Origin of the sequence: Loktanella sp. D2R18 (assembly GCF_003318235.1) — a bacterium.
Classification (GTDB): domain Bacteria; phylum Pseudomonadota; class Alphaproteobacteria; order Rhodobacterales; family Rhodobacteraceae; genus Yoonia.
This window is the reverse complement of sequence record NZ_QOCG01000004.1, coordinates 216545-231159: the sequence shown is the minus strand read 5'-3', so window position 1 is coordinate 231159 and position 14615 is coordinate 216545. Positions and strand designations below refer to the sequence as shown.

Genomic DNA, 14615 nt, shown 5'->3' with positions numbered 1-14615 from the left:
CGCGCTCCTCGATTAAAGTTTGTTTACAGGGACTTTAAGCATTGGGTTTCCATCCGAGTCGGTCGGAACGTCGCCAGCGCGCATGTTGACCTGCAAAGACGGGATAATCAGCTTGGGCATATCAAGCACGGCATCGCGTTCTGTGCGGAACTTGATGAAGTCTTCGCGTGACTTGCCTGCACCAACATGGATGTTGTGGGCCTTTTCTTCGCCAACCGTAGTTTCCCACGCGATATCGCGCCCGTTGGGGCCATAGTCGTGGCACATGAACAAACGCATATCGTCTGGCAGCGCGAGCACTTTTTGAATGCTGTCGTAAAGCGTACCCGCATCCCCACCTGGGAAATCTGCGCGGGCGGACCCACCGTCCGGCATAAACAATGTATCACCCGTAAATGTGGCGTTCCCCGCAACGTGCACCATACAGGCAGGCGTGTGACCGGGGGTATAAATTGCAACGACTTGCATGTTCCCAATCATATAGGTGTCGCCATCTTTAAACAGCGCATCAAATTGCGATCCGTCGCGTTGGAATTCGGTGCCTTCGTTAAAGACCTTCCCGAATGTGTCCTGCACGACCAAAATCTTGTCGCCGACGCCGATCTTACCACCCAGTTTTTCCTGAATGTAAGGGGCCGCCGACAGGTGGTCCGCGTGGACGTGAGTCTCGATAATCCAATCAAGGGTCAAGCCGCGGTCTTGGACTTCTTTGATCAGCGCATCCGCGTGATCATAGGTGATCCGACCGGCAGCATAGTCGATGTCCATGACGCTATCGACGATAGCGCAGTGGTCGCTGGATGGGTCTTTGACGATATAGCTGATCGTGTTTGTCGCTTCATCAAAATGCGCAGACACATCAGGGATGACGTTCATATCAACAGGATAGGTCATTTGGGTTCCTCCAAAATCGTGTGTTAGGTCCGGCAGGTGCGTAAGCCGAAAATGCGGTAAAGTGGGCAAAAACGCATCGCGGATGTTGCCAACATAACTATGCCCGCGATCACAGCGATTGCGGTCACTGTTGTGCTTTCAAAAATAGCGAGACCGCTCATGAATGGCAGTCCAAGCAGAATCGCACCAATGATGATGCGCAATAGGCGGTCGATTGTTCCAACGTTTGCAGTCATTTTCTTGGCTCCGTGTTTTGTTCACGGATCACCTACAGGGGATGCCTGTGCGATGACGGTGACAATGTCACCATGTGAACGAAATCTATGTCACCGACTGTAACCCGCCAAGTTTTCTAATGCATTGCGCTGGATCAAGTGGATGCAGCCGCGGCTTTGCGCGACCCAGCCCCGGCGTTGAAATTCTTGCAGTTGACGCGAGATAACTTCCCGGGCGGTGCCCAGTTCAACTGATAGTTTTTGGTGCGTCGTCGCGATTGTGTCTTGGCCGTCAGAAAGGGCGATCAGCTTATCGGCAAGCCGCACATCCATCTTTTGGAATGCAACCTCGTCGATCATCAAGAACAGATCAGTGATCCGTTTTGAAAAGGCAGCAAAGACAAAATTGCGGAATTCTTTTGACTGCGCAACAAGATCGTCAAACACCGCACGTGGCACGGCAGCTGCAGAAATATCCGTCTCGCAAATGCCTTCGGCGGAATAGTCTTCAAACGCCAAAAGACAAGCTGTGGTCAGCACACAGCTTTGACCCGCATGAATGCGGTAAAGCACAATTTCATGACCGGTTTCAGATACTTGTTGTACTCGCACGCTGCCATCAAGCAAGAATAACATGTTTTCAGGCGAATTGCCGGGCCCAAAGATGGTTGTGTTTGCGGGCACATCGATAACGACGCTTTTTTCCTGCAACATCTGTTGGGTTTCAGGGGAAAGCCGTGCAAGGCCGGGAAATCGCGCCGTCCAATTCTCGTTCGTCATTGCTTGTCTGTCCCACCCTGATCGCAACCTCTGGGCCTAGTATTAGTTCCGAACAGAGAAACTGTATAGTGAGCCCGCTAAACACAAACCGAGACATCTGCGTACATGCGCGCTATTGTTTGGGCGGAGGACGGCCACTAGCCACGGGAGGGGGGAATGGTCATTTCAGAGAAAAAGTTACACATCGATAGGATTATGGGTGCGGTGCACTCAGGATCTGCAGCGGCGCGATCTGCTTTGGCGGCATCTTGGCGGCGGTCGGTGGAACACCATGGGCTTGATCCGGCAGATGATGTCAGCGTGACCCGTATCGATACAACAGACCTGCACGACCGGCGCGGCAAGCACGATCGGTTTATGATGGTGGCCGCCCCGAAGCTGGACCATTTGTATGGGTTGGTGGGCAATTCGGGCTGCGGCGTTTTGCTGACAGACGAAACCGGAATTGTTTTAGATCAACGCTGTACAGATGCAGACGGCGACACGTTTTCCGATTGGGGGCTATGTGTCGGCGCCGATTGGAGCGAGGCCGCCGAGGGTACCAATGGCATCGGCACATGCCTGACAGAGCAACGGCAAATCACGATTCACCGCAACGAGCATTTCTTTGCTCGCAACATAGGGATGAGCTGCATGGACGCGCCGATTTTTGGTACAGATGGGCGGTTGTTAGCCGCGTTAGATGTGTCTTCCGCGCGGGCTGATCAGACCGAAAGCTATAATCAATTGATTGGCGCGATGGTCGGACAAACGGCAAAATCCATCGAATCTGACTTCTTTCGCGCGTCATTCCCAAAGGCCCGAATCATCGTGGCTGACGGCGGTGATGCCGATATTGCGACGCTTCTGGCTGTGGATGCAGATGATATCGTTGTCGGGGCGACGCGCAATGCGCGCAAAGTCTTTGGGTTTGAACTGATCGGCGCGCTGCGCCCGCGCCCGGCGTCCGATATTTTTGGCCGGGATGAGGGACCGACGGGTTTCATAAAGGCCGAACGCGCCGCCGTCGTGCGGGCACTTGCCCGCGCAGATGGAAATGTGTCGCAAGCCGCGCGCGCGCTGGGTGTGGGGCGTGCAACATTGTACCGCCGGATGAAGCGGCTGGGGATTGGCGACTAACCCCGACATTGACCGGGCCCTAAAATCGCACTATGCATGATTCTGCAACATTATGCAGGAATTTGCATGGACCTGAATATCCCCGATACCCGACAACGTCTCCTCGCGCAGCGATTGGATGCAGGGTGTCAGATTGTCGCGACCGATGTCGCGAAAGAATTCGATGTGTCGCTGGATACGATCCGGCGGGATATACTTGCGCTTGAAGCAAACGGTTTGGCCCAGCGCGTGCGCGGTGGCGCAATGCCGATTGCGCGCCCAGCTGATCCGTTACATGCACGCATAAATGCCGCCGATGCAGTCAACCCTGCAATTATCCGCGCCGCAATTCGCGAGATTGGCGATGCGCCAACCCTATTGATGGATGGTGGTGCAACGACATTGTCGTTGGTCCCGCTACTTGCTGGTGTCACAAACCGTTTGGTTATCACGCCATCGCCTTGGGTTGCGATTGCTTGCCAGGAACACGCGATTGCGGTGTTCTTGATTGGCGGAACGCTAAGCGCCCGCGGCGGTATCGCCGTCGGGGATATCGGGCAACTTCAGACTGGCGCGGTCGCTGCGGATGTCGCCATCTTGGGGGCTTGCGGTGTTGATACTTCATTCGGGCTGAGCAGCGATGACCACGCGGAATCGCAAATGAAACAAGCGATGCACGCTGCCTCCGCACGCACGATCGTTGTCACCGGGGCGCAAAAAATTGGCCGCCGCGCGCGACATCATACGTTGCCCCTCGATCAGATCGGCGCGGTGATCACCGACGGTGATCACACAATGACCGCACCGTTTTCAGACGCGGGCACAACATTCATACACGCATAACCGTCTAAGTTAGGACATTCATTGACTGATTATTCCGTTACAGCACCTGCGCGCCTTGCAACGCGGGTTGCATTCTTTGTTGCCGGGTTCACCATGGCCTGCTGTGCGCCGCTCTTTCCCTTTATCAAAGCAAATGTCGGCGCTGATGAAGGCCAGTTTGGCATGATTTTGCTGTGTCTTGGGCTGGGGTCTATCATTGCGATGCCAATCACCGGGGTGATCGCGGCGCGCCGTGGGGCGCGGCCCATGGTGCTTTTGGGGGGCTTTGGATTGGTTGTGTTTTTGCCTGTCCTTGTGCTGGCGGGATCACCGGTTTCCCTTGGGGCTGCGTTGTTTTTGTTTGGGGCTGCGCTTGGAACAATTGATGTCGCGATGAACCTGCATGGCGCCGAGATCGAAGGCAAAGAAGGCCGCTCGCTCATGTCCGGATTCCATGCGCAGTTCAGTGTTGGCGGGTTCTTTGGGGCGATGCTGACGACCGGGCTTTTATCGGCTGGTGTCTCTGTCGTGGTTTCGGGGCTGGTTGGCGGGGCGATTGCGCTCGCGGCGATCTTGTTTGCGAGTCCTCGGTTGTTGGCCGTCAGCGGTGATGCGCCAGAACCCTATTCCATCCCGCATGGTATCGTTCTTTTGCTTGCTGCGTTGGCGGCGGTGACGTTCCTGGTGGAGGGGGCGGTTTTGGATTGGGGGGCGTTGCTGATCATTGATCGCGATGTGGCTTCAGAGGCATCTGCGGGTATCGGCTATATCCTATTTTCTATTGCGATGGTGATCGCGCGGCTGACCGGCGACCGGATTGTGACGGCGCTGGGCGCGTTTCGGGTGCTATTCATTGGTGGAATTCTGACAATTTTTGGCATCCTACTGGTGGCGGCCGCGCCCTTGTCGATCCTGTCGCTAGCTGGGTTTGTGTTCATTGGGCTGGGGGCCGCAAACATCGTGCCCATCGTGTTTAGCGCTGCGGGGCGGCAGAAAGTCATGCCACCGGGCCTTGCAATTGCGTCAGTCACGACAACGGGCTATGCGGGAATTTTGCTTGGGCCTGCATTGGTTGGATTCGTGGCGGATGCCTCAAATCTGCAGATCGCGATTGGGCTTTTGGCGCTGCTGATGGCGCTGGTTCCGCTGACCGCTGCGCGGGTCGTGCGCATCTAGTCCTGCCATTGTCTCAGTTTTGAGACAGGTCGCGGTGGATATTTGGTACGGGCCATATACGTCATGATCTGTTGACCGTTAGCGTCTTCGAACCTGGGTGGAGGACTCGGGCTTGGAGGAGAAAATTATGAATGAGATGACACAAACAGAGCAGCAGTTTAGCTCTCCGTTTAAAAGCCGTTATGATAACTTTATCGGTGGGAAATTCGTGGCGCCGGTAAATGGTCGCTATTTTGACAACACAACGCCGATCACTGGCGCTGTCGTGTGTGAAATCGCCAGGTCAGATGCGGCGGATGTAGAGCTAGCCTTGGATGCAGCCCACGCCGCGAAAGCCGCTTGGGGCGCGACCTCGGCGACTGAGCGTTCAAATCTATTGTTAAAGATTGCGGATACAATCGAAGCGAACCTAGAACGCGTTGCTACGGCTGAAACGTGGGACAACGGTAAGCCAATTCGCGAAAGCATGGCGGCTGACATCCCGCTTGCGGTAGATCACTTCCGCTATTTTGCCGGTGCACTGCGGGGGCAAGAGGGCACTATGTCGGAAATCGACGCCGATACTGTCGCCTATCATTTCCACGAGCCATTGGGTGTCGTCGGGCAGATTATCCCATGGAATTTCTCTGTTCTTATGGCCGCGTGGAAACTGGCACCGGCATTGGCTGCGGGCAACTGCGTTGTGATCAAACCCGCAGAACAAACGCCCGCCGCGATTATGGTTGTTGCGGAACTGATCGCAGATCTATTGCCTGCTGGCGTGCTTAACATCGTAAACGGCTTCGGCGGCGAAGTTGGCGCGGCGCTCGCGTCATCGTCACGGATCGCTAAAATTGCGTTCACCGGATCGACGGAAACAGGGCGCAAAATCATGGAGGCCGCGACTGAAAACCTGATCCCGGTCACGCTTGAACTTGGCGGTAAGTCACCTAACATCTTTTTCTCGGATGTGATGGCCAAGGATGATGCGTTCTTAGACAAAGCTGTCGAAGGTTTTGTGCTGTTTGCATTCAACCAAGGCGAAGTCTGTACAAGCCCAAGCCGCGCGCTGATTCAAGAAGACATCTATGAAGAATTTATCACGCGCGCGATTGCGCGGGTAAAAGCGATCAAACAAGGTGATCCGCGTTTGCCCGATACAATGGTTGGTGCGCAGTCATGCCGTGAACAGCAAGAAAAGATCTTATCCTATCTCCAGATCGGCGCGGAAGAAGGTGCAGAGGTGCTTGCTGGTGGCAAAGCCGCTGTTATGGGCGGCGATCTTGATCACGGCTATTATATCGAACCGACGATCCTCAAGGGCCACAACAAGATGCGGGTCTTCCAAGAGGAAATCTTTGGCCCCGTTGTATCGGTCACGACCTTCAAGGACGAAGCCGAAGCGATGGAAATCGCCAATGACACGATGTACGGGCTAGGTGCCGGTGTGTGGTCGCGCGATATGAACACCTGCTACCGCTTTGGACGTGGGATCGAAGCCGGGCGCGTCTGGGTCAATAACTACCACGCCTATCCGGCGCACGCGGCCTTTGGCGGATATAAGCAATCCGGCGTTGGACGTGAGAACCACAAAATGATGTTGGACCACTACCAGCAGACCAAAAACATGCTGGTCAGCTATAACCCAAATAAATTGGGTTTCTTCTAAAGCGATGAAAGGGCAGCCGCGTTTTCGCGGCTGCCTGTTTTAAGCGGTACATCAAACCCGCGATTACATCGGCCTAGAGGCCGATGATTGCACGCAGCCTAGCAAAAAGGTTCCAACGCCTATCCGCTTCGTCCACATTTATAAACGTAAAGTTTAATGGCTCAGGCGCGGTCACGGGAAACTCTCGTTGGAGAAGTATCATTTTGGCGTTGGTTCTGATGTTTTGCCAGAATTTAGAGTGTAGCATAGCATCCTTGTTCCAGTAACCGACGATGCCTGACTTGCTGGTAATCAAATCATCCAAACACTTGATGTCGGGATTCTCACTTAGAAAGTTGGCAGGTTCCGAACGTAGATGGCTTTCAAAATCTAAGACCAGGTCATCAGCGGCTTCATCGTAGCATTGATACAGCCGAAATTGTGTCTCTGCGTCCTGCGCAAGCGCCCTAAGCGACCATATTAGATTTGCTGATATAGGAGGGGAACGTGTATCATCCATAGGACACATTCACATCACTTGCTTTCATCGTCAACGGTGCTTCATCTCTTGAATGCAGAATTTGGCTTGCTCTCTGTTTTAGACCGTGTTAAGCGGCCCGTATGAAACAGATGAACCAACAGCAAAACTATTATATTTAGCGGACGCGAAAGCGTCCGAATGATGGGCGCTGGTTGATTGTTTCATACTTCAAATACACCACCAGACCCATTGACCAACTCAGGGGAGTTGGCAGAGCGGTCAATTGCGGCGGATTGTAAATCCGTTGGGGCAACCCACCTAGGTTCAAATCCTAGACTCCCCACCAAGTTTTTGCGTTTTAATGAGTTGTGAATTCTCGCTCCGTATGCAGCGGTATACTGTGGACGATGGCAGTGACATCCGCTATGGAGCAAGGCAACTCAATCACAAGAGGTTCCTATGTCAGATATCATCTACACCAAAGTCGACGAAGCACCTGAACTAGCGTCTGCGTCATTCTTGCCCATCATTCAAAAATTCGCGGCCGCCGCAGGCGTGTCCGTTGGCACCAAAGACATCAGCCTTGCGGGCCGTATCTTGGCGGCTTTCCCCGACAATCTGACCGCGGACCAACGCCAATCTGATGATTTGGCTGAACTTGGCAAACTGGTGAAAACGGCTGATGCCAATGTTATCAAATTGCCAAATATCTCGGCCTCTGTTCCGCAATTGGTTGCCGCCATCACGGAATTGCAGTCAAAGGGTTTCGCGGTGCCGAACTACCCCGAGGCGCCACAAACCGATGCCGAAAAAGACGCGCGTGCAAAGTACGATGCGATCAAAGGGTCAGCCGTGAACCCGGTGCTGCGCGAAGGTAACTCTGATCGTCGCGCTGCGAAGGCCGTTAAGAATTTCGCCCAAAACAACCCGCACCGCATGGGTGATTGGTCCGCAGATAGCAAGACGCATGTGTCGTCAATGTCTGGCAATGACTTCTTCTCGAATGAAAAATCGGCAACGCTTGCCGAGGAAACGACGGCCAAAATCGTTCTTGAAACCGCAAACGGTGAAATCGTTCTTAAGGATGGCCTAAGCTACCCCGCGGGCACCGTGGTTGACGCGACATTCATGAGCGTCGCCGCACTTCAGGACTTTTTGACTGCTGAAATCGAAAAGACCAAGGCAGACGGAACGCTGTTCTCGCTGCACCTGAAGTCGACAATGATGAAAGTGTCCGACCCGATCATCTTTGGCCACGCGGTCAAAGCGTTCCTTGCACCAGTTTTTGAGGCCTACGGTGACGCGCTTGCGGATCTTGGCGTGAACCCTAATTCAGGTCTGGGCGATATGTTGGCGCGCGTGAAAGACAACGCCGCAATCGTTGCTGACATCGACGCCTGCATCGCATCACGTCCGCCAATGTATATGGTCGACAGCGACAAAGGCCTGACCAACTTGCACGTTTCATCAGACGTAATCATTGATGCGTCTATGCCCGCGCTTATCCGCGCTGGCGGCAAGGGCTGGGGCCCAGACGGCAAGGAAGCAGACGCAAATTGTGTGATCCCAGATAATTCCTACGCACCGATCTATGATGAATCGATCAACTTCTTCAAAGAGAACGGAAAGCTGAACCCAGCGACTGCTGGCACAGTACAAAACGTTGGTTTGATGGCGCAAAAAGCAGAAGAATACGGTTCTCACCCAACCACATTTGAAATCCCCGAAGCTGGCACCGTTAAGATGATCCTCGAAGACGGCACCGTATTGCACGAGCACACAGTCGAAGCTGGTGACATCTGGCGCTCTGCATCTACGCGCAAAGCACCGATCGAAGATTGGGTAAACCTTGCGATTGATCGTCAGAAGACTGAAAACTGCAATGCTATTTTCTGGCTTGATGAAGATCGTGCGCATGACGCGGAACTGATCGCCTGTGTGAAACCGATCCTCGAAGCGCGCGGCGTTGCAGACAAGTTCGACATCATGACGCCACGCGCGGCGACACGCTCTTCGTTTGAGACAATCACGAAGGGCCAAAATTCAATTGCCATCACCGGCAACGTGCTGCGCGATTATTTGACCGATCTGTTCCCAATCTTGGAACTGGCCACATCTGCTAAAATGCTGTCCATCGTGAAACTGATGAACGGCGGCGGCATGTTTGAAACGGGCGCTGGTGGCTCCGCACCGAAACACGTGCAACAGCTGGCCGAAGAAAACCACCTGCGTTGGGACAGCCTTGGTGAGTTCTGTGCGCTGGGCGAAAGCCTGACGTTCTTGTCTGAGCAGAAGGGCAACGAAAAAGCGCGCGTCTTGGGCCAAGCGGTTGATGCCGCGACACAGGGCATCTTGGACGATGGCCGCTCGCCGTCTCGTAAGGTTGGAGAGCCAGACAACCGCAACAGCCACTATTGGTTCGCACGCTATTGGGCCGAAGCCCTGTCGCGCCAAAACAGCGATCCAGAACTGGCAGAGTATTTCGCGCCAGTTGCAAAAGCACTTGCCGAAGGCGAAGCTGATATTTTGGCAGAGCTTGCAGCCGCCCAAGGCCCAGCCGTTGATCTTGGTGGATATTACCGCACAGATCCCGTCAAAACCGCTGCGGCGATGCGCCCATCAGCGACCTTGAACGCGATTATCGATCAATAAGATCGCATAATGATTTTTGGGCCGCGCTTTCAGATCGACAGCGCGGCCCTTTTTTATGCTCGTCGTATAAATGATGACGCGCTTAGAATGGTGAATCTGGAAAGTAGAAAGATTCTGCGTTTTCTTGGGTTATCAATGTCGCGCCAAGAATGTAGCGACCCGCCACCGGACCGTTCGATTTAAACGCAGCCACAGTCACATCCATCGCCGTTGCGATCATTGACGGTGGGTACAGCACGTCAACGGGGACCAGCTCGTTGCCATCCATGATGCCGCGAATGGTTTCTTTCATGCCAGCGCCGCCAACAACGAACATGCCGTCGCCTGCACGGTCAGCCTGCTCAAGCGCCGCAACAACACCGATAGCGATGTCATCATCCTGCGCCCAAACTGCGTCGATATCTGGGAAGCGACTGAGGAAGTCTTGCATGACTTCGAAACCATCATCGCGGTTCCAGTTCGCGTGCTTGTGGTCCAGAACATTGATGCCTGATCCTTCGATCTCAGCCATGAACGCGTCAAAGCGTTCATTGTCGATGATCGTAGGGATGCCGCGCAGGATGACGATGTTATCGCCGGATTCCAAACGGGTCATCATGTATTGCGCTGAAATACGACCCAATTCCGGGTTGTTGCCCGCAACATAGATGTCTTCGATGCCCGGCTGGCTAAGCCCACGGTCAACCACAGTGATCAGCGCGCCGCTATCTTTGACGTTCAGAACCGGATCGGTCAGCGGCTCTGATTCAAATGGTAGCACAACAAGCGCGTCGATGCCGTGAATAGATACCAGATCTTCAAGCGCGCTGGCTTGGGCCGCAGGATCAGGCGAGTTGATGAGGATCAGATCGACATCAGGATAAAGCGCTTCAAGCCGGGCTTCGGCCTGTTCGGCGTGCCAGTTCATGCCGGCAGCCCAAGCATGTGTCGGCGTTGGGTATGAAACGCCGATCTTAATAGTGTCTTGGGCTGTCGCAGCCCCTGCAAATGCGAGCGCGCCAATCAGGCCCGCAGCGATTGTTTTTCCGAATTGCATTTTATCCCTCCCATGAGATTTTGCTGTGATGCTCCGTGTTACGGGGCGAGATGACGCGCGCAGTGTCTCCTCCGCTGCGCGCGGTCGTTGGTTAATCCTTGGATTTGCCCCAATCTGCACGTTGCAACCAAACGGCGATGATGATGATCAGACCCTGCATCGTCCCGTTCAGATAGTTTGAGATCAGGTCCGTAAAGTTGAGGATATTGCCAATGGTGGTCAAAATCAGCGCGCCCAAGATCGTGCCGCCAATCCGGCCATAGCCACCCTTAAGAACTGTGCCGCCGATAATCACCGCTGCGATTGCTTCTAGCTCCCACAGCACCCCGGTTGACGATGACGCCGACCCTAGACGCGGCACGTAGATGACGGTGGCAAGCGCGACGCACAGCCCTTGGATCACGTAGGTCCATGTTTTGATTTTGTTGACGTTGATCGCGGAATATTGCGCGACATGTTCGTTTGATCCAATCGCGGTGCAGTAGCGGCCAAATGTTGTGCGGTTCATTAAGAACCAGCCTGAGATCGCGACGATGATAAACACCCATACCGGGATCGGCACGCCGATCAGGCTGTCGTAATAGACCGGGCGGTAAGTACCGCGAATGTCGAAGTTCAGCGATAGCGTGCCGCCGTCTGCAAAATAGGTGACGAGCGACCGGAAAATCCCCATTGTGCCAAGCGTCACGATAAAGGCTTCGATCTTGCCTTTGGTTGTAAGCAGGCCGTTTGCTAACCCCGCGAGCGCCCCGAGAAGCACGGCGCAGCCCGCCCCAACAACAACGGTCAACACGCCTGTTCCCAAAATGTCCACCAGCGCATTCATCAAAATAATCATGATGCCCGCGATCGCGGCGGCCATCGAACCAACCGATAGGTCGATCCCTCCGGCGGTAATCACAAATGTCGCGCCAACCGCGATGATCCCGATAAAGGCAGAGCGGGTCAGCAGGTTGGTGATATTGCCTTCACTAAGGAAGGCTGTGTTCAGCGAAAACCCGATGATGCACAATAATACCAACGCAATTGCCGGTCCGTACATTTTAAGATCAAGCTTTGGTTTGCGGGCGACGGTTTCCGTCTGGGCCATATCAGGCATGGATGTTCTCCTCGTTCAGCCCTGCGGCGTAGCGTACAATTTGTGTTTCATTGATATCGCGGCCCGAAACAGTGCCTGCGATCCGGCCGTCACGCATGATGATGACGCGGTGGCTGATGCCGATGACTTCTGGCATCTCGGATGAGATGACGACGATTGACACGCCTTCTGCGGCGAGGGCAGCAATGAAATGATAGATTTGCTGTTTGGTGCCAACGTCGATCCCGCGGGTGGGTTCATCGATGATGACGATCTTTGGATTGGCTTCCATGACCTTGGCCAGCAGCAGTTTCTGCTGGTTGCCGCCAGACATATCTTGGGCAAGCACGTTGGGGTCGCGGGCGCGGATGTCAAAGCGGCGGACAGCACGGGTCAGCGCCTCGGCCTCTTGCTTTTTGTTCAACATCATCCGGTTGGCGAATTGGGGCAGGGCGAGCAATGTCAGATTCGTCTGCATCCCTTCTTCAAGAAGTAGCCCCTTACCCTTGCGGTCTTTGGTCAGATAAACGATCCCCGCATCCCGCGCTTGCGCCACGGATGTAAATCGTCCTTCGTTGCCGAAGGTAGTAATCGTGCCTGCCTGCATTGGGGCTAGCCCACAGATGGCTTCGAACACTTCTGTACGGCCTGACCCAACGAGGCCAGAAAAACCTAAAATTTCGCCGCTACGCAGTTCAAACGACACGTTGCGTAGGTTCTTTGTCTGTAGCCCGTCAACCTTCAGAACGATATCTGCATCGACGTTGGGTTCGTTCACGGGGGGATAAAGGTCTGACAATTCACGCCCAACCATCATGCGGGCCATGTCGTCCAGATTAAGATCTTCGGTCGCGGTTGTCCCAATCCATTGTCCGTCACGCAACACGGTCACGCGGTCAGAAATCTCTTTGACCTCGTGCAATTTATGGCTGACGAACATGATCGCGACGCCTTGGTCGCGCAGGCGATTCACTTGTTTAAACAAGATGCGCGTTTCGGCTTCGGTCAAAACGGCTGTCGGTTCGTCCATGATCAACACGCGGGCGTTTCGGCTCATGGCTTTGGCGATTTCGACCATTTGCTTTTGCGCGATGGATAGCTCCGAAATCCGCGTATCAGGGGGGATATCCAAGCCAACGTCAGTCAATAGTTGAATAACGCGCGTTTTCATTGCTTGTTTATCGAGGATGCCACGTTTCGCGATCTCGCGGCCCAAAAAGATATTTTCGGTCACCGTCATCTGTTCCGAGAGATTGAGCTCTTGGTGGATTAAAACGATGCCAAGCGCCTCTGCACCGCCATTTGGGGGAAGGGTGACTGGTTTGCCGTCATAAACGATACGGCCCGACGTTGGGCTGTGGAAACCAGACATGATTTTCATCAAGGTCGATTTTCCTGCACCGTTTTCACCGATTAATGCATGGACTTCACCGGGGCGTAGCGAAAAGCTGACACTAAACAAAACAGGCACTGTTCCAAAGGATTTGCTAAGCGAATCCGCGCAAAGCAACCCATCCGATGCCATCGGACTTTCGACCACCATAGACCCTCCCCGGTCAGTTGTTGCCTCCCGCAACGAATCCTATGTAAACCTTTACACGTCTTCATGTAAAGGTTTTCATTGGTAGGGATATTGGCTATCTTGTCTGAGCTTTCAGGGTTCTAGGCCCTTGGCTGAACCCTGTGCAGCGCAAATGGTAAAGAAATTACGTGCAACCGCCACCGAAGAAACCAGCAACGATTGAAGATGTCGCGCGGCTTGCTGAAGTGTCGATTGCAACCGTGTCGCGCGCGATTTCTAAGCCTGAAAAAGTCGCTGATAGTACCCGTAAAAAGGTGACCGCTGCGATTGCGCGTACAGGCTATACAGCAAATGCGATGGCGCAAAACCTGCGGCGTCAAAGGTCCCATATGGTTTTGGTTCTGGCGGAATCAATTTCGGATCCGAATTTTCCCGGTATCCTGACCGGGCTTGAAAAAGTCGCGAACGCACGCGGCTATGGTGTGTTGATTGGCAATACCGAAGGGGATGTGGCCGTCGAGGAAAAATACCTTCGGTTCCTCTCAACGGGGATGGCGGACGGGCTGATTTTGCTGACCGGGCATCTGCCTGTGGCCGGGTGGCCCGACAATTCTAAATCTTTGATCCCGCCGACTGTCGCTGCGGCGACGCCGATTGACCACGCAAATATTAGCTATGTCTGCACTGATGATCAGTCCGCAGCACGTGTTGCGACCGAATACTTGATGTCGCTAGGACATAAGCGGATTGTTTATGTCGCCGGCCCAAAGGGGAGTGTGCTGACAGAACGGCGGCTCAAAGGGTATTGCGACGCGCTCAGCCAATCATTGGAGCCGATGTCAATTTGGAAGATTGACGGCGATGGTACGAGCCTTGGCGGTCGGGCAGCGGTAGAGCGGCTATTTATCCGCGACACCCTGCCGACTGCGTTTTTCTGTTTTAACGACAATACCGCCATTGGGGTGATCGGTGCGTTGCAAGACCGTGGTTATGATGTGCCACACGATATGTCTGTTGTTGGGTTTGATGATATCCCGTTCGCGAACAATATCACGCCGTCGTTAACGACGACCCGCCAACCCCGCAGCCAAATCGGCGAATACGCGATGGCGGCCTTGCTTGACCGACTTGGCGATCCGGCAACCCCTGTGACGACAAGCGAGCTGCACGGTGATTTGATCGTGCGCAATTCGTGCGCCGGCGTCAAAACATAGGTCGTTCAACAGCCAGCGTG

General features: G+C 54.2%; 13 protein-coding genes and 1 tRNA gene. 7 read left to right on the top strand and 7 right to left on the bottom strand.

All coding sequences use genetic code 11. The annotated features are described in order from the left end of the window. Positions 1–12: 12 nt before the first annotated feature. From DS901_RS02100 to DS901_RS02090, 3 genes are all read right to left on the bottom strand, one after another. On the bottom strand, positions 13–894 hold the full coding sequence (locus DS901_RS02100) for an MBL fold metallo-hydrolase (RefSeq protein ID WP_113775258.1): 882 nt from the start codon (positions 892–894) through the stop codon (positions 13–15). 23 nt (positions 895–917) lie between these two features. Continuing rightward, positions 918–1130, bottom strand: a complete 213-nt coding sequence (locus DS901_RS02095; RefSeq protein ID WP_113775257.1) for a YgaP family membrane protein — start codon at positions 1128–1130, stop codon at positions 918–920. A 90-nt stretch (positions 1131–1220) separates the two neighbouring features. After that, positions 1221–1889, bottom strand: coding sequence for a Crp/Fnr family transcriptional regulator (locus DS901_RS02090; RefSeq protein ID WP_113775256.1), 669 nt, complete (start codon positions 1887–1889; stop codon positions 1221–1223). Positions 1890–2045: 156 nt separating this feature from the next. Between DS901_RS02090 and DS901_RS02085 the strand changes: the two genes are divergently transcribed. From DS901_RS02085 to adh, 4 genes are all read left to right on the top strand, one after another. Beyond that, complete coding sequence (locus DS901_RS02085) at positions 2046–3008, top strand: helix-turn-helix domain-containing protein (protein ID WP_181820724.1); 963 nt, start codon at positions 2046–2048, stop codon at positions 3006–3008. A gap of 66 nt (positions 3009–3074) precedes the next feature. Further along, a complete protein-coding gene (locus tag DS901_RS02080) occupies positions 3075–3830 on the top strand; it encodes a DeoR/GlpR family DNA-binding transcription regulator (RefSeq protein ID WP_181820722.1) in 756 nt (251 codons plus the stop codon). Positions 3831–3851: 21 nt separating this feature from the next. After that, positions 3852–4985 (top strand): MFS transporter, encoded by a 1134-nt coding sequence (locus DS901_RS02075; protein WP_258546625.1) that lies wholly within the window; start codon positions 3852–3854, stop codon positions 4983–4985. Positions 4986–5112: 127 nt separating this feature from the next. After that, entirely contained in the window at positions 5113–6633 is a 1521-nt protein-coding gene (adh, locus tag DS901_RS02070) for an aldehyde dehydrogenase (RefSeq protein WP_113775254.1), read from the top strand. A gap of 73 nt (positions 6634–6706) precedes the next feature. Here adh and DS901_RS02065 read toward each other — a convergent pair whose 3' ends face one another. Next, on the bottom strand, positions 6707–7132 hold the full coding sequence (locus DS901_RS02065) for a hypothetical protein (RefSeq protein ID WP_113775253.1): 426 nt from the start codon (positions 7130–7132) through the stop codon (positions 6707–6709). A gap of 222 nt (positions 7133–7354) precedes the next feature. Here DS901_RS02065 and DS901_RS02060 point away from each other — a divergent pair. Beyond that, positions 7355–7439: transfer RNA gene (locus DS901_RS02060), tRNA-Tyr, on the top strand. Between the two features lie 113 nt (positions 7440–7552). Continuing rightward, on the top strand, positions 7553–9745 hold the full coding sequence (locus DS901_RS02055) for an NADP-dependent isocitrate dehydrogenase (RefSeq protein ID WP_113775252.1): 2193 nt from the start codon (positions 7553–7555) through the stop codon (positions 9743–9745). Between the two features lie 82 nt (positions 9746–9827). Here DS901_RS02055 and DS901_RS02050 read toward each other — a convergent pair whose 3' ends face one another. The 3 genes from DS901_RS02050 to DS901_RS02040 all read right to left on the bottom strand — a co-directional run bounded on the left by DS901_RS02050 (position 9828) and on the right by DS901_RS02040 (position 13402). Then, positions 9828–10781 (bottom strand): substrate-binding domain-containing protein, encoded by a 954-nt coding sequence (locus DS901_RS02050; RefSeq protein WP_113775251.1) that lies wholly within the window; start codon positions 10779–10781, stop codon positions 9828–9830. A 91-nt stretch (positions 10782–10872) separates the two neighbouring features. Further along, positions 10873–11880 (bottom strand): ABC transporter permease, encoded by a 1008-nt coding sequence (locus DS901_RS02045; protein WP_113775250.1) that lies wholly within the window; start codon positions 11878–11880, stop codon positions 10873–10875. Next, the gene (locus DS901_RS02040; RefSeq protein WP_113775249.1) at positions 11873–13402 is read right to left on the bottom strand and encodes a sugar ABC transporter ATP-binding protein; all 1530 of its coding nucleotides are present in this window, start codon (positions 13400–13402) and stop codon (positions 11873–11875) included. The genes DS901_RS02045 and DS901_RS02040 overlap by 8 nt, the downstream gene beginning before the upstream one ends. A gap of 167 nt (positions 13403–13569) precedes the next feature. Between DS901_RS02040 and DS901_RS02035 the strand changes: the two genes are divergently transcribed. Continuing rightward, positions 13570–14595, top strand: coding sequence for a LacI family DNA-binding transcriptional regulator (locus DS901_RS02035; RefSeq protein ID WP_113775248.1), 1026 nt, complete (start codon positions 13570–13572; stop codon positions 14593–14595). The last annotated feature ends 20 nt before the right edge of the window (positions 14596–14615 follow it).